The 18,539-nt window shown below is 69.1% G+C and carries 17 protein-coding genes, 1 tRNA gene and 1 pseudogene; 10 read left to right on the top strand and 9 right to left on the bottom strand.

Translation table 11 applies throughout. The annotated features are described in order from the left end of the window. Positions 1-55: 55 nt before the first annotated feature. From G555_RS17370 to G555_RS0102155, 3 genes are read right to left on the bottom strand one after another with little or no spacing between them, the layout of a single operon-like run. Positions 56-1,834: a site-specific integrase gene (locus tag G555_RS17370; RefSeq protein WP_211223145.1), complete on the bottom strand. Its 1,779-nt coding sequence runs from the start codon at positions 1,832-1,834 to the stop codon at positions 56-58. Beyond that, positions 1,831-2,139 carry a helix-turn-helix domain-containing protein gene (locus G555_RS0102150; RefSeq protein WP_245581172.1) on the bottom strand — a complete coding sequence of 103 codons (309 nt, stop codon included), beginning with the start codon at positions 2,137-2,139 and terminating at the stop codon, positions 1,831-1,833. The genes G555_RS17370 and G555_RS0102150 overlap by 4 nt, the downstream gene beginning before the upstream one ends. 25 nt (positions 2,140-2,164) lie before the next feature. Continuing rightward, the gene (locus tag G555_RS0102155) at positions 2,165-3,247 is read right to left on the bottom strand and encodes a tyrosine-type recombinase/integrase (protein WP_028707598.1); all 1,083 of its coding nucleotides are present in this window, start codon (positions 3,245-3,247) and stop codon (positions 2,165-2,167) included. 176 nt (positions 3,248-3,423) lie between these two features. On the opposite strand from G555_RS0102155, the gene G555_RS0102160 reads away from it, so the two are divergent. The 6 genes and pseudogenes from G555_RS0102160 to G555_RS22995 all read left to right on the top strand — a co-directional run. After that, positions 3,424-3,972, top strand: a complete 549-nt coding sequence (locus G555_RS0102160) for a hypothetical protein (RefSeq protein ID WP_028707599.1) — start codon at positions 3,424-3,426, stop codon at positions 3,970-3,972. Next, positions 3,969-5,747 (top strand): type IV secretory system conjugative DNA transfer family protein, encoded by a 1,779-nt coding sequence (locus G555_RS0102165; protein WP_028707600.1) that lies wholly within the window; start codon positions 3,969-3,971, stop codon positions 5,745-5,747. Before G555_RS0102160 ends, G555_RS0102165 begins: the two co-directional genes overlap by 4 nt. 80 nt (positions 5,748-5,827) lie before the next feature. Continuing rightward, positions 5,828-6,268 (top strand): single-stranded DNA-binding protein, encoded by a 441-nt coding sequence (locus G555_RS0102170; RefSeq protein ID WP_028707601.1) that lies wholly within the window; start codon positions 5,828-5,830, stop codon positions 6,266-6,268. Between the two features lie 19 nt (positions 6,269-6,287). Then, the gene (locus tag G555_RS0102175) at positions 6,288-6,845 is read left to right on the top strand and encodes a hypothetical protein (protein WP_028707602.1); all 558 of its coding nucleotides are present in this window, start codon (positions 6,288-6,290) and stop codon (positions 6,843-6,845) included. Then, positions 6,832-7,077, top strand: coding sequence for a hypothetical protein (locus tag G555_RS0102180; RefSeq protein WP_242497681.1), 246 nt, complete (start codon positions 6,832-6,834; stop codon positions 7,075-7,077). Before G555_RS0102175 ends, G555_RS0102180 begins: the two co-directional genes overlap by 14 nt. A 181-nt stretch (positions 7,078-7,258) precedes the next feature. After that, positions 7,259-8,299: pseudogene (locus G555_RS22995) on the top strand (recombinase family protein); the annotation flags it as partial. Between the two features lie 243 nt (positions 8,300-8,542). On the opposite strand, the gene G555_RS23000 reads toward G555_RS22995, so the two are convergent. Together G555_RS23000 and G555_RS0102190 are read right to left on the bottom strand one after the other, a co-directional pair. Beyond that, positions 8,543-8,782, bottom strand: coding sequence for a hypothetical protein (locus G555_RS23000; RefSeq protein WP_232514701.1), 240 nt, complete (start codon positions 8,780-8,782; stop codon positions 8,543-8,545). Positions 8,783-8,912: 130 nt separating this feature from the next. Then, positions 8,913-8,985 (bottom strand) — tRNA-Ala (locus tag G555_RS0102190). Positions 8,986-9,186: 201 nt separating this feature from the next. On the opposite strand from G555_RS0102190, the gene G555_RS0102195 reads away from it, so the two are divergent. Genes G555_RS0102195 through G555_RS0102210 form a run of 4 tightly spaced genes read left to right on the top strand, consistent with a single transcriptional unit; the run spans position 9,187 to position 14,513 of the window. Continuing rightward, a complete protein-coding gene (locus G555_RS0102195) occupies positions 9,187-9,606 on the top strand; it encodes a DUF5318 family protein (RefSeq protein ID WP_028707604.1) in 420 nt (139 codons plus the stop codon). Then, positions 9,599-11,800 (top strand): transglycosylase domain-containing protein, encoded by a 2,202-nt coding sequence (locus G555_RS17385; protein ID WP_036920704.1) that lies wholly within the window; start codon positions 9,599-9,601, stop codon positions 11,798-11,800. The genes G555_RS0102195 and G555_RS17385 overlap by 8 nt, the downstream gene beginning before the upstream one ends. Before the next feature lie 11 nt (positions 11,801-11,811). Beyond that, a complete protein-coding gene (locus G555_RS17390) occupies positions 11,812-13,398 on the top strand; it encodes a glycosyltransferase family 87 protein (RefSeq protein WP_156887387.1) in 1,587 nt (528 codons plus the stop codon). Continuing rightward, a complete protein-coding gene (locus G555_RS0102210) occupies positions 13,395-14,513 on the top strand; it encodes a mannosyltransferase family protein (protein WP_051208230.1) in 1,119 nt (372 codons plus the stop codon). Before G555_RS17390 ends, G555_RS0102210 begins: the two co-directional genes overlap by 4 nt. A 191-nt stretch (positions 14,514-14,704) precedes the next feature. On the opposite strand, the gene G555_RS0102215 is transcribed toward G555_RS0102210, so the two are convergent. The 4 genes from G555_RS0102215 to G555_RS0102230 form a co-directional block, all read right to left on the bottom strand. Beyond that, positions 14,705-16,420, bottom strand: coding sequence for a DEAD/DEAH box helicase (locus G555_RS0102215; RefSeq protein ID WP_245581173.1), 1,716 nt, complete (start codon positions 16,418-16,420; stop codon positions 14,705-14,707). 74 nt (positions 16,421-16,494) lie between these two features. Further along, positions 16,495-17,835 (bottom strand): sn-glycerol-1-phosphate dehydrogenase, encoded by a 1,341-nt coding sequence (locus G555_RS0102220; RefSeq protein ID WP_028707607.1) that lies wholly within the window; start codon positions 17,833-17,835, stop codon positions 16,495-16,497. Beyond that, on the bottom strand, positions 17,832-18,158 hold the full coding sequence (locus G555_RS17395) for an HPr family phosphocarrier protein (protein WP_051208232.1): 327 nt from the start codon (positions 18,156-18,158) through the stop codon (positions 17,832-17,834). Before G555_RS17395 ends, G555_RS0102220 begins: the two co-directional genes overlap by 4 nt. Further along, positions 18,155-18,517, bottom strand: a complete 363-nt coding sequence (locus tag G555_RS0102230; protein WP_028707608.1) for a PTS glucitol/sorbitol transporter subunit IIA — start codon at positions 18,515-18,517, stop codon at positions 18,155-18,157. The genes G555_RS17395 and G555_RS0102230 overlap by 4 nt, the downstream gene beginning before the upstream one ends. Positions 18,518-18,539: the final 22 nt, after the last annotated feature.

Genomic DNA, 18,539 nt, shown 5'->3' on the forward strand with positions numbered 1-18,539 from the left:
GTTCGCGGGCGTGCCGGTCGTGTTGTCGCACCTACTGGTTGTGGTGAGACATGGGTCAGGGCGTCAGCGGTCGCGGGTGCGGGGTGCCTGGCGACGTGAGGTCGGGGTGTTCGAGGGCGCCGAGGTAGCGGTTGGTGCCTTCGATGCTAAGGCCGAACAGGTCGCTGATCCGTCGCGCGTCGCCGCCGGTGGCGTGGACTTCGGCGAGGATGCGGTCTTCACGGATCTTCTGCGGGCGTATGCCGGCCTCCTGCCATGGATATGTCCGGTTTGCGGCCATCAGCCGGAGCGCGGAGCGCTGGTGGATGAGCAGGTGCGGGTTCTGCGAGTTCGGCCATTTCGTCTGGCGGTAGTCGAGCCATCGGGCCAGGCGCTCACGCACCGGCGCTGCCAGCGGGATGCTGCGTCCGTCGAGGGTGAGGCGGCCGTCGACGATGTCGGTGAGCAGAAGTTCGGAGACCTGTTTGGCGGTCAGCGCATAGAACGCGACCAGGGCAACGGCCAGAGCCACGGCCGGATGGGGCGAGTTGAGCTTCTCGCGGATGAGCTCGGTGTTCAGGGGCAGCGGGATCGTGCCGTTGAGCTTGGTGCTCTTCAACCCGCGCGCCGGGTTGGCGAAGACGAGCTTGCGCGCCTTCAGGGTCTTGAACAGCGATCGCATGCCTCGTTCCACGAGCGCAAGCTGGACCGGGGTGCCGGGCAGGGCAGCGCGCACCTGCGCGGCGGTGATCTCGGCCAGCGACTGGTGCCCGGCTTCGGCCCAGGCCTTGACGGCGGGCGCGATCGCGCGGATGTGGTTGCGGACGGTGAGAGGGTCACGGGAGCGCTGGCGGGGCGCGGTCGTGGCGCCGTCGAGCATGACACCCCTCCAGATGTCGAGTTGCTCGCGCATGACCGGCGGCAAGGCGTTGGTCTTGTTCGCGAAGTAGACCTCGATCGGCCGGGGCCGGTCCTCGATGAGCAGGTCCGCGGCGGCGAGCACGTCGATAGTCGAGACGATGTTGCCGGCATAGCGCGGGAGCTGGAGCACGTCGGAGGCGCGGATCTTCGCGGTCGGCGAGTCGCGGAGGGTCTGCAGAAGGCGCAGGGAGGGGATCACGTCGTTGCGCTGCCGAGTGCTCCAGCCGAACTTCTCGGCGTGCTCACCCACGATCGCGGCGCAGTAGCGGGTCAGCTCGCTGTTCTCGATGAACGCCTTCTGGCGCAGCATCTCGGGATCGGGCGGCACGTCGATGAGGACGGGCTGGACCCACTCGGTGAGGGTGAGTTTCTTCGGCGGCGGACCGGGGCGACCCCACCCGCCGGGCGTCTTCCAGCCGTTGGCGGACTTGAGACGCGGCGTCCTCGGACGTTGGAAGACCATGTTGGCGAAGAAGAGCTGCTGCCCGTACTTGTTCGCGCCCGCGATGTCGAGGGAGCGTCCGGGTTCTTGCAGCATCCGCGCCTGCTCGAGGCAGAGCCGGCAGGCACCCTGCTCGGCGATCCAGCTCTCGCGGCCGCAGTAGTCGCACACGCCCTTCGGGTAGTGGGTCTGCCACCAGCGGCACGACGAGCACATCCAGTTGCGTTGCGGATATACACCCCAGGCCAGGCATCCTTTGCAGGAGCCAAGCCGCTCGGGACTGCGCGGATGACACCGCTCGCACAGGCCCTGGCTGAAGTAGTTCTTCATCGACGCGCAGGCCGAGCACGGCGGCAGGGCGAACGGGCCTCCGGGCAGGCAGTCGTAGCAGAAGTCCACACGGGGCTTCGTCCAGGCGGCGCGGCCCACCTGGCAGCGGGAGCAGTTCGGCGGCACCCGCAGCGGCGCGTCCTTGCCCGCTGCGGGGCTCACAACGGGGGCTCGGACCTGGGGTTGCCGAACCGTGGCGCGACCCGGGGCGGGGCGTCGTTCTGGGCGTTGATGGTCTCGGCCTTCTGCGGCCTGCGCGCGGCGACTTTCTCCGGCTCGGGCACCATCAGATCAGACGGGGTGCAGTCCAGCACCGAGCAGATCACGTCGAGCTCGTCCAGTCGGATCGTCGGCGGGGTCCCGGCCCACCAGGACGACATCTTCCCGGCGCTGATCTCCAGTCCTTCTGCGGCGAGGCGGCGGCGCATCTCGGCGGACTTCCAGATGCCGCGCTCGGCGGCTCTCATCCTCAGATTCCACTGCACGGGCGGCTCACCTTTCTTCTGCGAAGCGGGCCTCGACCCGCTGGTTGGCGCCTCGCCAGGCCAGCTCGACGTGCTCGCTGCGCACGTGGATATAGCCCGACGTCGTGGACAGCCACTGATGACCCAGCAACTCCTGGATCGCTTTCAAGTCCATCCCCGACCCATACAGCGAGGAGGCGCAGTAATGCCGCAGCACGTGAGGCGTCAGCCGGCCCGACCACGCGGGCAGGAACCGATCGGTTTGGACCGTCAGACCCCGACGCAGCGAGAAGTCGCTCACTCGTCCGCAACGACGCAGGTCCTCGTCGAACCGCTCGGACGGCAGCAGCGGCGCGTCCGGGTTGTCCCAGTCGTCGCCGAACTGGTGACGCACCTCGGCCAGCCACCAGTCGATGAGCTGTTCGGCGCCGTTGATCGCCGGGACCAGGCGCGCCTTGAAGCCGCGCCCGCGCGAGCCCTTCCCGAACCGCACATGCAGCTTCCCGAACCCGCCCAGGTCGGGGCGCCAGTCGCGGATGTCGAGCATCACCGTCTCGGTGATCCGCAGGCCGAGCCGGCGCCACAGCGCCGCGGCGAAGTAATCCCGTGCAGCAGGCAGATACTTCCGTGCCTCGGGGATCGAACCGCGCCACGAGGCGAACAGCCCATCGACCTCGGCATCGGACGGCGGCACCCGCACCTTGCCCAGCGACGCGCCGGACTGCCGGTTGAACTCATCGATGGGCTGCTCGACCACAACCCCGGTCATCCGGTGGATCTGGCCCTGATAGCGGGCGACGACGAACTCGTAGAACAGCGCCAGCGCTCCGGCCTTGCCCGCCCGCGTGCTCACCGCGTGACCCATCCGCCGCTGCTCGACCAGGAACCGGTCCGCGTCAGCGAACGACGCCTCCCACAACGGGCCGGTCAACGACCGCGCGAACTCGATGATCGTCGGCCTGGTCGTGCGGATATACCCGTCGCTGAGCCCGGCGGCCGCCATCGCGATCGCGTACTCATCGACGATCTCCTGCTCGAAGTCCTCGACATCCTGAGCAGTCCGCAGGACCTCGTCGTCGCCGGCGCCGCCGCGCAGCGCGACGAGCCTCATGGACTCTGCTGTTCACGCCGGTCGACCATACGTCAACCATACCGACGAACCGTCAGCCACAGTGACCATTCGTCACCGCGAGTCGCACCCGCGACGAACCTGCAACCACAAGGGAACACGGCCCGATCGGGCCCGAAGCGGAGAGCGGAACTTCAATGCATGGAGATTGGCCACCGATGAGCTTCACCGGCCCGCGCCGATCCACCCCAACCGACGAAGATGCGACCGCTCCCGTCGAGCTGCCGCACGTCCTCGTCACCGTCGCCGCCGACGGCACCCTCACCGCGACGGTCGATGGAGCACCATTCCCGTCACCGGACGGTACAGCGTGGACGCGGGCGACGTTCGGGCCGCTCATGGATGTCATCACCCAGGACCGCACGATCGCCGTCCGAGTCGAGGTGCGCGAGAACGACGGCAGTGTGTTCACCGACATCCTCCGCACCCGCAAGCCCCGACGCGCAGCGGCCCCGTCCCAGAACCCTGTGCCGGAGACACGTCGGAGTCGCCACGCCCGACGACTGCCGCGCTTGGCCGAAGTCACCGCGGGCGGGTTCGTGCCCGGCGAGGATATCGCCGTCGCGACGATCGTCTCCCACACCGACGCCACCGGAACCGGCGAAGCCCGCGCGCTCATCGACCTCGATGACCTACCCGACGGCACACACGAGGTGATCCTGTTCGGGCGCATCTCGGGCACGCTCACAGTGCGGCGGCTGACATGAACCAGCGGCAAGCCGGGGGCATGGGCGACGAACTCACCAACGCCGCCCTCATAGGCCTGATCGGCATGTTCGGGATCGCTCTCGTCCTCCGCGCCGCCGGCAGCGTCGCCGCGTTCCTCACCGGCACACCCCAGCCCGAGGCCGGCGCAGCAGCAGGGCTCGCCGTGCTGTTCAACCCCGGCGACCCTGCGACCGCGCTCGGTGCCGACAGGCTCAACCCGGTCGTCTACTGGCTCGTCAGCACGGCACTGCTCGGCGGACTCGCCGCCGGGATCGCATGGGTCTGGATCGTGCTGCGCCGACACACGCGGAAGACAGAGACCGACCCGCACCGACTGGCCGGGATCGCGACCAGCCACGAGGTCAAGACCGCAGCATCCGCGAAGGCACTGCTTCACCGCGCGGCCACCCTGCGGCCCTCCTTGAAGTCGCCCGCACCACAGGATGTCGGCTACCTGCTCGGAGCCAGCCGTGGCACGAAGGTCTGGGCATCGGTCGAAGACTCGATCCTGCTGATCGGCCCACCCCGATCCGGGAAAGGTCTGCACGTCGTCATCAACGCGATCCTCGACGCACCCGGGGCGGTCGTCACCACCAGCACCAGGCCCGACAACCTCACCGCGACGCTTCGCGCCCGACGCCGCAAGGGCGGCCCGGTCGCCGTGTTCGACCCCCAGCGCCTGGCCGAAGGCATCCCCGCCGGGCTGCGCTGGTCACCCATTCGCGGTTGCGACGATCCACTGACCGCGATGATCCGCGCCAACGGACTCGCCGCTGCTACGGGTCTCAGTGCTGGCGGGGTCGAGTCCGGCGGGTTCTGGGAAGGCAAGACCCGCACCGCGCTCCAGAGTCTGTTGCACGCTGCCGCGCTCGACGGTCGTCAACCGGCCGAGCTGTTCAGGTGGACCCTCGACCCCAGCGCTGCGTCGGAGGCCGTCGCCATCCTCAACTCACACCCGAACGCGGCGATGGGTTGGGACGACTCGCTGGCCGCGATGATCGACGCTGACCCCAAGACCCGGGACAGCATCTGGCAAGGCGTCTCCCTCGCGCTCGCAGCCCTCGCCGACCCGCGCGTGCTCGATGCTGTCACGCCAGGACCGCACGAACACTTCGACCCCGAGACCTTCCTCACCGAACAAGGCACCCTTTACCTGCTCGCCACCGGTGCCGGAGCGGGAGCCTCCGCGTCGCTGGTCGCGGCGTTCGTCGAAGACCTCATCGAAACCGCCCGCCGACTCGCGGCACGCTCACCGGGAGCCCGGCTCGACCCGCCGCTGTTGCTCGCGCTCGACGAGATCGGAAACCTCGCGCCGCTGCCGTCACTGCCGACGCTCATGGCCGAAGGTGGCGGCACCGGGATCACGACCATGCCGGTCTTGCAGTCCCTCGCCCAGGCTCGCGACAGGTGGAGTGAGCATCAGGCCGGCGCGATCTGGGACGCCAGCATCGTCAAGATCATCCTCGGCGGCGCATCCAACAGCCGTGACCTCCAAGACCTCTCCACGCTCATCGGAGAGCGCGACGAGTACACCGACAGCGTGACCCTCGGCGACCACGGCACCCGCTCGAATCAGCGCTCGATCCGCCGCGTCCCGATCCTGCCGCCAGACCGCATCCGAACACTGCCGTTCGGCACCGGCATCACGATGCTGCGCTCTGCACCGCCCATCGTCACCGACCTACGCGCCTGGCCGACCCGCCCCGACGCAGCGCAGCTCCGCACTGACCGCGACGAACTCGAAGCGCTTCTGCGCCACCGCCCCGCCTCCTGACGACGCTTGGAAGCTCCAGTGCACCTGCCTGACAGAGCGACCCACACGCAGCTGGTCGCCCGAATCAGGAGGAGGCCATCATGGCCATTCACACCCAGGAATCGCTGTCAGGCTTCATCGCTTCGGAGCCGTTGCTCACCGAGACGGCAAAGGGAGACGCCAGGTTCTTCGCCCGTATCGGCAAGGAGCACTTCCGCCGCGAGGACGACGGCTCGTTCACGCAGACCGAGACGACCTACCACCACCTGGTGATGTTCGGGCGTTCCGCTGAGCACGCGCACGCGAACTTCGACCAGGGCGACAACTTCGTCGCCGAGGGCTACACGCGACCGGTCAACTACGAGCGCAACGGTCAGGCAATCGAGGGCGAAGAGTTCGTCGCCAAGAAGATCGGCCACGACGCCGCGCGAACCCGCTACCAGGTGGATCGCACGCCGCGCAATGGAGTCGGGCGGGACGCAGCAACGTACGAGCCGACGCAGCGAGCAGCGACCGCGGCGCACGCCCCGGTCAGCATGTGAGCTCGGGAGCTACAGCACCATGAACGATCAGCATGAGATGGATGAGCCGGACGTCTTCGACGGCCCGCCCCGCGTCACCAACTCGGACATGCCCGAACCGCCGCACCCCGTGAACTGGAACCTGCTGACGGCACACGAGCTGGAGCAGGAATGGCTCGCGCTGAACCGATGGGTTGACTGGCTGCGCCGCACCTACGGCCTCACCGTCGCGGTAGTGCCACCGTTCTGGCACCACCACCCGGAGATGGTCTGGGAGCTATCGGCACTGCACCTGCACTGGCTCGCGGCCTACGACCCCGATCAGAACGCATCCGCGCCGCTCGGCTGGCACCGCGACTTCGCCGACGCGCGCGAACGCCTTCGCTACTGGGTCACCGCCTGCGGCACCCGTGGCGACCGCGACCGACCGACCCGGCAAGCTGCATGGCCCGGTGAAGACTCAGCGCCCACCATCCAGGACTTCACCTTCACCGACCGCGACACCGAGTTCGTCGAGTTCGTCATCGCCCAAGTCCGCAAGCGCCAGGAGGCCGAAGACGAGTTCTACGCCAACCTGGCCGACGATGAAGCTCCGTAGAGCGATGAGCCGCTATGCCAAGAAGACCGACCGTCGCCCGTACGAGGAGCGGTCGTTTTCCGTCCGGGCCGTCCACCGCGAGCGCGCCGACCTGCACAAGCTCGCCGAGGTTCTCATCCGGCTGACGTTGCAGGAGACCGGCGAGAGCCGCGCGGCCCGTGAAGCCGTGCGGGTGCCCGACACCTACCAGGCGGCTCCCGATGGCCTGGCCGCCTCTGAAGCCGCCCGGTAGAATGAAACCTGCAAGCCTCGCGATGCGGGGTGTTGTGGCCTAAACCCCGCCGTTCGGCGGGCAACACGCACCGAGACCATCGGGTCTCGCCCTACAGCCTTCACCGGCTGCTCTCACGATCAACACCCCTCCCACCAACAGTGGGAGCGCGAGGGTCGAACCGCGTGAGAGTGAGCCCCCGATGACCACCATTGCCGACGATCCGGCAGCCAGCCTCATCGACCCGCCCAAGACTGCGGCTGCCGCCGTGTCCTACCTGCGAGTCTCGACCCGCGAGCAGGCAGAGAAGGGCGGCACCGACGAAGGCTTCTCGATCCCGGCCCAGCGCGAAGCGACCAGGCGCAAGGCCGAACAGCTCGGCGCCGGCATCGTCGAGGAGTTCGTGGACGCGGGAGCCTCAGCCAAGTCGTCCGACCGGCCCGAGCTGATGCGGATGATCCAGTACGTCAAGGCCAATAAGGTCGCGTACTGCATCGTTCACAAGGTCGACCGGCTCGCCCGCAACCGCGCCGACGATGTGAGCATCCACCTCGCACTCCAACAGTGCGGGGTGATGCTCGTGTCCGCGTCGGAGAACATCGACGAGACTCCTTCGGGGATGCTGCTGCACGGAATCATGTCCACCATCGCCGAGTTCTACTCCCGCAACCTCGCCACCGAGGTCGCCAAGGGCATGACGCAGAAGGCCATCGGTGGCGGCACGAACGGGCGCGCACCCATCGGGTATCTGAACGTCCGCAAGCGCGACGAGCTCGGGCGCGAAGTCCGCACCATCGAGCTCGATCCTGAGCGCGCACCGATGATCGAATGGGCGTTCAAGGCCTACGCCTCGGGCAACTGGAGCGTCAGCCAACTCCACGACGAACTCACCTCGCGGGGGCTGCGCAGTCTGCCCACGCCGAAGAGGCCGGCGAAGCCGCTTGCCGTGTCCACCATCCACCGCCTCCTGACCAACCCGTACTACAAGGGCGATGTCGTCTACCGAGGCACCCGCTACAAGGGCAACCACCCGGCGCTCGTGCCCGCCGAGGTCTGGTACCAGGTCCAGTCCGTGCTCACCGCGCACCAGTGCGCCGTCGAGGCAACCCAAGTCCACGGCCACTACCTCAAAGGCACCATCCACTGCGGCCAGTGCGGCTCCCGACTCATCGTCTCCAACGCGAAGAACCGCCACGGCAACGTCTACTGCTACTTCGTGTGCTCCGGCCGGCACTCCAAGCGCACCGACTGCACACGCCAGGCGATGCTCATCGAAGACGTCGAGAAACTCGTCGAGGACTACTACACCCGCGTCCAGATCACGCCCGCCCAGCAGGACGCGCTCGCGGGGATGCTCCACCACGAGTTCGACCGGCTCATGGCCGCCGAAACCGAGGAACTGGAACGCCTCACCACCAACCGCGACCGGCTCGAAAGCGAGCAGGACCGCCTCATGCAGGCGCACTACGCCGACGCGATTCCGCTCTCAGTGCTCAAGCGCGAACAGGACCGCATCGTCGCCGAACTCGACCAAGTGACCCGCCGCATCGACGCCCACTACGGCGACTACGCCGACGCCCGCTCCCACCTCGACGACGCGCTCGGTCTGCTCGCCAACTGCGCCGACATCTACACCCGGTGCGACGACACCAACCGGCGGCTGTGCAATCAGGCGTTCTTCACCAAGGTCTTCATCGACGAAGACAACGAGCTGCGCGTCGAGCACAACCGACCCTTCGAGATGCTCCTCGATCCACAGGTCAACGCCAACGCGCTGACCTGGGCCGCAGACGCACACAAGGCCCGAACCTCAACCAACGTTTCCGTTGGCAAGGGTTCGAGCCTTGTGCGTGCGGTGGAGCATAGGGGATTCGAACCCCTGACCTACGGCTTGCAAAGCCGCCGCTCTACCAACTGAGCTAATGCCCCGGGCCGCTCGCGGGGAGCGACGGACGTCCGCCATCGTAGCGAACGACCGAGACGGCCGACCACCTGCCGCCGATTGCTCTGTTTCTGGCGCGACACGCCGCGGGGCCCGGCAGCTCGGGAGCGTCCGGTGCGCAGACGCGGCGGGCAGGAGGTCTCGCGTCCGGGTCGCCCCATTTCGGCGAGCCACCTACGCTGGGACGCATGTGGTCCAAGCGGCAGGAGGTCGACTACACCCTGCGGCGGCGAGAGTTGCTCGCCGCGCTACGCCGACGCGTCCGCACCGTGTCGAGGGAAGACCTCTGCGACGCCGACCCGATCCTCGTCCGCTCCGCCGTCCACCATGGCGAGGAGACCGACGAGGCGTGCCCGATCTGCCGGTCCGACCGGCTCGTCACGCTCCGCTACGTGTTCGGCTCCCAACTCGGGCAGTATTCGGGACGCATCAAGTCCACGGCCGAACTGGACGAGATGCAGACCGAGTTCGGCGAGTTCCGGGTGTGCGTCGTCGAAGTCTGCCCGGACTGCAGGTGGAACCACATGAACAGCAGCTATGTGCTCGGGGACGGCGTGACACGCCGGCCCCCGCGGCGCCAGAAGACGGTAGAGGACATCTATGGCTGACTCCACCCGCTCCAACGGGGGAAAGGCATCCAAGCCCACATCCGCGAAGACGAAACGCACCCGGGGGCAGAAGGTGCGCCGCTTCTTCAAATGGGCAACCATCGGCATCCTCTCCCTGGTGCTGATCGCGGCGGGCGGCATCGGCGTCCTGTACGCGACGACGGACATCCCCGATCCGAACGGCGACTTCCAGACCAACACGACGACGCTGTACTACAACGACGGGACGACCGTGCTCGGCACCCTGTCGATCCAGAACAGGCAGTCCATCAGCTACGACGAGATGCCGCAGAGCATCAAGGACGCCGTCGTGTCGGCCGAGAACCGCTCCTTCTGGACCGACCCCGGCATCTCGGTGAGCGGCATCCTCCGCGCCGCCTGGGGCCTCGTCAGCAACCAGGAGATCACCGGCGGCGGGTCCACGATCACCCAGCAGTACATCAAGATCCTCTACCTGACCAGCGAGCAGACGTTCAGCCGCAAGCTGAAGGAGATCGTCCTCGCCGTCAAGCTCAACAACGAGCGGTCGAAGGAACAGATCCTCGAGGGGTACCTCAACACCATCTACTTCGGTCGCGGCGCGTACGGCGTCGAGGCGGCGGCCCACGCGTGGTTCAACACGAGCGCGTCCGAGCTCACCGTGCAACAGTCCGCGGTCCTCGCGGCCGTCCTCAACGCGCCCGCCTACTTCGACCCCGACGGCGGCGACAAGAACCTCCAGCGCCTCACGGAGCGCTACCACTACGTCCTCGACGGCATGGTCGAACAGGGCACCATCACCGCGGCGGAACGGGAGAAGTACGACGACCTGCCCACCTTCCCCGACATCCCCGCATCGTCGACCTACGGCGGCGCGAAGGGCTTCCTCATCAAGATGGTCGAGTCCGAGCTGAGCGCGGCCGGGATGTCCGACGCCCAGGTGTACGGCGGCGGCCTGAAGATCACCACCACCTTCGACAAGACCGCGCAGGACGCCGCGGTGAAGGTCGCCGAGTCCACGGTCAAGACCGCCGCCGAGGCGGCCGGCCAGAACTCCTCCGGGCTGCACGCCGCCATCGCCTCCGTCGACACCTCCAACGGCGAGGTCATCGCGCTGTACGGCGGCTCCGACTACGTGTCGAACTCCCGCAACTGGGCGACGACAGCCCGGCCCACAGCGTCCACCTTCAAGGCCTTCGCGACGATCGCCGCCCTCCGCGGCGGTTTCACCCTCAACTCGACGTTCCGCGGCTCCACCTTCACCCCGCGGGGCGACAGCACCTCGGTCAAGAACGCGAGCAGCATCAACTACGGGACAGTCACCCTCCGCCAGGCCGTCACCGACTCGATCAACACGGCCTTCGTCGACATGACCCAGCAGTTGGACGACGGCCCCGCCCAGGTCGTCAAGGCCGCGAACGACGCGGGCGTCCCCACCGGCGACGGCTGGGACCTCAACAACCGCATCGCGCTCGGCACCGCCGAGGCGAGCCCGCTCAACATGGCCAACGCGTTCGCGACGCTCGCCGACGACGGCACCTACCACGCGGCCCACGTCGTACGCGAGGTGAAGGACGCCGGCGACAAGGTCGTCTACAAGCCCGAGGTCGCGACGAAGAGCGACATCTCCGCCGACGACGCCCGCACCGTCACACAGGCCATGGAGACCGTGGTCGAGGAAGGGTCCGGCAACACCGTCGACACGTCCGGCCACACCGCCGCCGGAAAGACGGGCACGGGCGCCGTCGAGGACAAGACCGTGTCGAGCTGGCTCGTCGCGTACACCAAGCAGATCTCGACGGCCGTCATGTTCGTCGCCGGGGACGACGGCAACGGCAACCTGGACGACTACGCCGCGCCCGGCGACGCCTGGTTCTACAGCTCCGGCTACCCGGCCGACGCGTGGTCGGAGTACATGGCCGTCGCGATGAAGGACCTGCCCGACGAGGAGTTCGAGGCGCCGTCGTCCTCGACGAGGACGTCCACGCGCACCGCCGAGCCCGCGCAGACACGCGCCTCAACCCCGAGCGCCGCTCCGACGCAGACGCGCACCCAGACCCCCACGTCCACGCCGACCCCCGAGCCGACGCAGAGCTCCACGACCGCCGAACCCGAGCCTCAGCCGACGCGCACACCCACACAGGTCGAGCCGTCCACCGAACCCACACAGGCGCAGCCAAGCCCATCGACACGTCCCACAGCGAGCCATAGCTAACATTGCCTTCCGTGGAGGCTGACACGCGGAGCCCGTTGTGGCGCTGGATCGGTGGGCCGATCGGGCGTCACGCCGCCACGGGAGGCGCGTGGCGCACCCCGGCGCCGTGGGCGCTGCTCCTGGCGACCGTCGCATGGATCCTGACGATGTGGCGCAACGCCGCCTGCATCCAGACCTCGACCGACTCGTACCCCGAGACCTTCAAGCTGATGTGCTACACGGACATCCCCGTGCTGTACCTCAACCGGGGCCTGTCCACGGGTTCGGTCCCGCTGGTCGACATCCCGATGGAGTACCCGGTCCTCACGGCCTGGATCATGGAGTTCGCCCGGCGGGCCGTGAACCTGCTGGGCGGGTACTCGGGGCCCGACGCGACCGCTCTCCAGCAGGTCCAGGGCGCCGAGCTGTTCTACGCCGTCACCGCCATCGTCATGTTCATCTGCTTCCTGGCCCTGGTGATCGTCCACCTCCGGCTGCACCGCCCGTGGGACGCCCTCCTCATCGCCGGATCACCCCTCATCGTCGCGGGGGGCCTCATCAACTGGGACATGCTGGTCGTGTTCCTCGCCTCGGCGTCCCTGCTGGCGTGGAGCCGAAGACGGACGTTCGTCGCCGGGCTGCTGCTCGGGCTCGCCGTCGCCGCGAAGCTGTACCCCGTCTTCTGGCTCCTGCCCCTGTTCGCGCTGTGCCTGCGATCGGGCCAGCTCCGCCGCTTCACGACGTTCGCGTGGGGCACGATCGCGGCGTGGTTCGCGGTGAACGCCCCCATGTACGTGATCTCGCCGACGAACTGGCTGAACTTCTGGACGTTCAACGCCGACCGCGGGCCCGACCTCGGATCGCTGTGGTACGTGCTGGACCTGGCGGGCTTCGAGGTGGACGGCCTGAGCAGGATCGTGACGGTCCTCCTCGGCATCTGCGGCATCCTCCTCGCCGGCCTGATCCTCCTGGCCCCCCGCCGACCCCGGCTGGCCCAGTCGCTGTTCCTCATCACGGTCGCGTTCCTCGTCCTCAACAAGGTGTACTCGCCGCAGTACATGCTGTGGCTGCTCCCCCTGCTCGTCCTCGCCCGGCCGAAAGCGCGCGAACTGGTGATCTTCACCGTCGCCGAACTGGCGTACTGGGCGGCGGTGTGGGGACACCTCGCGCAGACCATCGGCCCGGCCGACGGCACGTCCGACAAGCTGTACTGGCTGGCGGTCCTCCTCAGGATCGGCGTCCAGGTGTGGCTCGCGGGCATGGTCGTGCGAGACATCCTGCATCCCGAGCTCGACCCGATCCGCAACGCCTGGTCGGTCGACGACCCCGACGGCGGCATCTTCGACCATGCGGCCGACGACGGCTGGGTGCTCGCGCTGCGCCGCCGCCTCGGCATGCGCTCGTGGTCCGCGCCGGACGGCGACCCGGCGATCCTCCGGGCCGAGCCGGACGTCCGCGAGCCGGTCCCCGTCGGCATCCGCGCGGTCACCGCCGAGCCGGACGACGTGGATCCCGGGGCACACCCGGGCGGTGCGGAACCGGGCCGGGAGGACCGGGACGCAGACGCGGCCGACGTCCCCGAGGCCGACCCGGAGGCCGACTCCGGGGACGGGCGGTGAGCCCCGCGCGGGTGCGCGCGGCGTTCTCCCGACCGGACGTCCAGCTCGTCGCCCAGGCCTGGGCGGGCAGCCGCCTCCTCATCGCGCTCGCCGCCGCGTACGTGCTCGCGACCCGCCCCGACCTCACGCTGCGCGGCATCCTGCAGACCTGGGACGTCGTGCACTTCATCCGCATCGCCGAGGACGGCTACGTCGCCGCGAACTCGCAGGCGTTCTTCCCGGGGCTGCCGCTGCTGCTGCGGGCCGGGTCTGCCGTCGGCATCGACCCCGTCGTGGGCGGCGTCCTGCTGTCGCTGATCGGATCGGTCCTCGCGACCTGGGCCCTGTACCGGCTGGGCGGACCGGGCGCGGCGATCGCCTGGCTGCTCGCCCCGACGGCCGTGTTCACCGTCGTCGGGTACACCGAGAGCCTGTTCTGCGCCGCCGCCTTCTGGGCGTGGGAGTTCGCCCGGCGACGCAACTACCTGTGGATGGCGGTGCTCGCCGGAGCCGCCGCGGCGATCCGGGTCTCGGGCCTGTTCCTGGCCGGGGCGCTGGGCATCCTCATCCTCACCCAGGCCGGGGACGCCCTGCGGCGGCGGATCGCGCGGCTGGCGTGGCTGCTGGTGCCGTTCGGGGTGATCCTCGCGTACATGGTGTACCTGAAGGCGTCCACCGGAGACTGGATGGCCTGGTACCACGCCCAGTCCACCGGCTGGGCACGATCCCTCACCAACCCGGTCCAGGCCGTGATCAACACGTTCGGCGCGGCCGCGCCCGGCGCGTACCCCGACCACCCCGAGTGGAAGTGGATCTTCCGGTTCGAACTCGTCTCCGTCGTGGTCGGCGTCGTGACGACCGTCCTGTGCCTGCGGCGCCGTCGCTGGGCCGAGGCGGGCTATGTGGGCGTGCAGATCCTCGCGTTCTCGCTGTCGTACTGGTTCCAGTCGGTGTGCCGCGCCGTCCTGCTGTGGTTCCCGACGTGGATCCTCGTCGGCGAGTGGGCGGAGCGGAGGCCCGAGACTCCCGGCGGGAGGGCTGCGCGGACGGCCGGCCTGACCGTGGCGGTCGTCGCGGCCTGCGCGGCCCTGGCCAGTTGGGCCTGGCTCTACTTCAACGGCCTGTGGGCAAGCTGACGATCGGTCGCTGCGGCTTTCCGTACCGAATGCTGCCGGTCGGGCCGGTCCCGTCGCCCGGATGCGGACTTTTGTACCTTCTCGGGCCGCCGGACGCTCTCATCGGGTACAGAACTCCGCGATCGGGGCCCGCGCTGCCGTCGAGCGCCCTCGTAAGGAACACAATTCCGCAGTCCCGAGACGGATCCGGGTCAGGGACGGACCTTCTTGTGGCGCGGCTTCTTGCGCGGGCGGTCGTCCGCCCGGCCCTGGGTCTGGACCGGCGCGAGATCGATGAGCTTGCCCGAGATGCGGGTGGAGCGCAACGCGTCCCGCACGGCCTGCGGCAGCACGGCCGGAAGCTCCACCAGCGAGTGGTCGGCGCGGATGTCGATGCGGCCGAAGTCCTCCCGGCGCAGCCCGCCCTCGTTCGCGAGCGCACCGACGATCTGCCGCGGCAGCACCCGGTGCCGTTTCCCGACCGCGATCCGGTACATCGCCAGCGCCACGTCCGACCGGGGCCGCGGCGACCGCTCCCGGCGCGCTCCCGCGGGGCGATCCGGGACGGCCCGCATCTCGTCCTCGGGCCCGAGCAGCATCGGCTCGTCCCCCTGCAGGTTGATCGCGAGCGCCGCCGCCACGTCCACCTCGGGCACGTCGTACTCGGCGACGTAGTGCGCGACGATCTCCCGGAACGTGTCGAGCCGGTCGGAGCCGAGTGCCTCGCTGATGGCGTCGTCGAAGCGGCTGAGCCGGGTCGCGTTGACATCGTCGACCGTGGGCATCGCCATGGGGGTGAGACGCTGACCGGTCGCCTTCTCGATCGCCGCCAGCAGGCCGCGCTCGCGAGGGGTCACGAACGAGATCGCGTCGCCGCTGCGCCCGGCGCGGCCCGTCCGTCCGATGCGGTGGACGTACGACTCGGTGTCGGTGGGAATGTCGTAGTTGATGACATGGCTGATCCGGTCGACGTCCAGGCCGCGGGCCGCCACGTCGGTCGCGACGAGGATGTCGAGCTTGCCCGACTTGAGCTGCCCGATGGTCCGCTCGCGCTGGTTCTGTGCGATGTCGCCGTTGATGGCGGTCGCCGAGAATCCCCGGGCGCGCAGCTTCTCGGCGAGGGTCTCCGTCTCGTTCTTGGTGCGGACGAACACGATCATGCCCTCGAAATCCTCGACCTCGAGGATCCGGGTGAGCGCATCGATCTTCTGCGGGTACGCCACGACGACGTACCGGTGACGGACGTTGGGTGCGGTCTTCGTCCGGCCCTGGAGCACGACCTCGACGGGGTCGGCGAGGTACTTCTTCGACAACCGCCGGATCGGCCCGGGCAGGGTCGCCGAGAAGAGGGCGACCTGCTTGTCGTCGGGCGTCTCGGCGAGAATCGTCTCGACGTCCTCCGCGAATCCCATGCTCAGCATCTCGTCGGCCTCGTCGAGGACGAGGAAACGCACCTGCGAGAGGTCGAGAGTCCCCTTCTCGAGGTGGTCCATGATCCGGCCCGGTGTGCCGACGACGATGTGCACGCCCCGGGCCAGGGCGCTGAGCTGCACGCCGTACCCCTGGCCGCCGTACACCGGCAGGATGCGGACGCCGTGCATCCGTCCGGCGTAGGTCTGGAACGCCTCGCACACCTGCAGCGCGAGTTCCCGGGTCGGGGCGAGGACGAGCGCCTGCGGCGCCTTCTGCTTGAGGGTGAGCCGGTTCAGGATCGGCAGCGCGAACGCGGCCGTCTTGCCCGTGCCGGTCTGCGCGAGACCCACCACATGCCGCCCGGCGAGCAGCGCCGGGATGGTCGCGGCCTGGATCGGGGTCGGGTGCTCGTACCCCACGTCCCGCAGCGCGCGCAGCACGTGCTGGTCGAGGTTGAGGTCGGCGAAGGTCATCTCGTCGGAGGTGGACTGCTCGGGACGGTTGTCGTCGTTCACCACACGACCGTAGCGGTTCTCCGGCACGAGGCCGTTCCACGCCGCCGCGGCGGAAGGCACCGACCGCTCCGGATCTATGTCCACAGACCCCCCGGAGCGAACACCTCCGCCACGAGGTCGTCGAACCAACCCGTCTCCCGCGCGACGTCCAACACGCTGTAGCGCGCCCGGTAGTACATGGCCCGTGGGAACGTGTCCCGGACGTCAGCGGCCGTCAAACCGATGTCCTCAGGCACGGCAGGGGCACCCGCCGCCCGCAGCATCCGCTGCAGGTCCGCCGCCGGCAGCACCTGCGCAGCGAGCCTCGGCCGCAGCTCGTCCCACCGGTCCATCAGCCCCCGCAGCCGGGCGCGGAGCCCGTCGGCGTCCACATACTTGGCCTTCGTCTCGTTCACGGCGTTGTCCGCGAGGGCGCCGGTGAACCGGCTGCGGATGTCCGCCTCCACATCGTCCCAGGGACGCCACCGCGCAGCGGCCGCGTCGACGTCCAGTCCCTTCAGGTCGCGGGCGAGGAAGCGCTCGTAGAACTGACACATCGCCAACGTCCCGATAGCCACCTTGAACCCGTGCGACAGCGGCGGGTCCTCCTCGGCGCCCAGATGCGCGAGCTCCCACAGATGGCTGAAGTAGTGCTCGGCGCCCGAGGCCGGCCGCGTCCCCCGGTACACCTGCATGGCGAGCCCCGACAGGACGAGGCCCGACACCAGCCCCTCGTAGGCGGACGCGTCGCCCGCGGCGAGCGACGCGGGTCGCGACAGCGCCTCCGAGACCCCGCCCTGAACGAGGTCCCAGGCCAGCGGCTCGATCGGGTCGATGCCCACCGCATCCGACAGGATCCAGTCGGCGCCGCCCGGGATCTTCGCTGCCAGGTCACCGTATCCCGACGCCACCATCGACGGGGGCGCGGCAGCCGCCACGTCCAGGTCGAACAGGACGACGCGCGGCGCCGGACAGGGCATCGTGAGCTTCACCCCGCCCCGGTTCATGGGTGCGCCGAACCCCGTGTACCCGTCCATCGACGCAGCCGTGCCGACCACGGCGTACAGCCGGCTCAGCTCCCCCGACGCCAGCTTGACCAGGTCGTTGATCGTCCCTGCGCCGACGGCGACGCCCAGCGCGTCCGATTCGCGCAGCCGCTCCCGGATGATCACGCAGTTCTCGTACGACGCGTACAGCGCCGGCTGCCCCGGGAAGACGAGAGGCTCTGCCAGGTTCACCCCCGCAGCGGCGAGGCGGTCGAACACGGCGTGTCCGGCGGCCGCCCACGTCCGCTCGTCGGCGACGACGAGGGCGGTCCGGTCGCGCAGCAGGGCGTCCCGCAGCAGGACGCCACTGCGCTCCAGCACGCCGCGTCCCACCTCGACCACCTTGGTGTCGCCGGCCCGCCGCAGCCCCTCGGCCATCACGGCATTCATCGGTTCTCCTTCGTCTCACTGGTTGTGTCGGTCCCCGGTGGGGGGCTTTCGTCGACCGCGGATTGCGCATGTGGTCGGGTCAGCAGGTCGGCGACCGCGGACAGGGCCTCGTACTCGTCGGCCCCGTCCGCCCACACCGATACGGTTGCGCCCGGCGGGACACCCAGGGCGAGCACCCCGACAGGACTGGTCGCACTGGCCGTGCGGCCGTCGTGGCGGAGGAAGACGCTGCTGGCGAACTCCCCTGCCACGGCGACCACGGCTTGCGCGATCAGCGCGTGCAGTCCCGCCGGGTCGCCGAGACGGACGTCCCGGCGGATCATGGCCCCTCGATCGCGATCGTGGTGCCGACGCCGATCACCGGCGACTCCCCGGCGATGTGGATCGCCCCGGCCAGCTTCGGGGTGGGGGAGCCGTCGACGTTCACCGTCACGTGCCCCAGTGCGTCCAGGTTCCGCTGAGCCACGTCGCCGACCGCGGTGATCGGGTACTCCGTCCCGTCGATCACGAGCCGCTGGCCCGGGACGATCGGCGCCGACGTCCGCGCCTGCGCCACGATGTAGCAGAACTCCCGGAGAGCGGCAGGTGCGTCGTCGCCGAAGGTGACGAACAGTCCTTGGGCAGTGAACTCGGTCGCCTGCGGTCCGACGGCGGTCACGGTCGTGCGGTAGATCTCGGTCATGAGCGTTGTCCTCAGTTCGTGT

The organism is Propionicicella superfundia DSM 22317, assembly GCF_000423465.1.
Lineage (GTDB): Bacteria > Actinomycetota > Actinomycetes > Propionibacteriales > Propionibacteriaceae > Propionicicella > Propionicicella superfundia.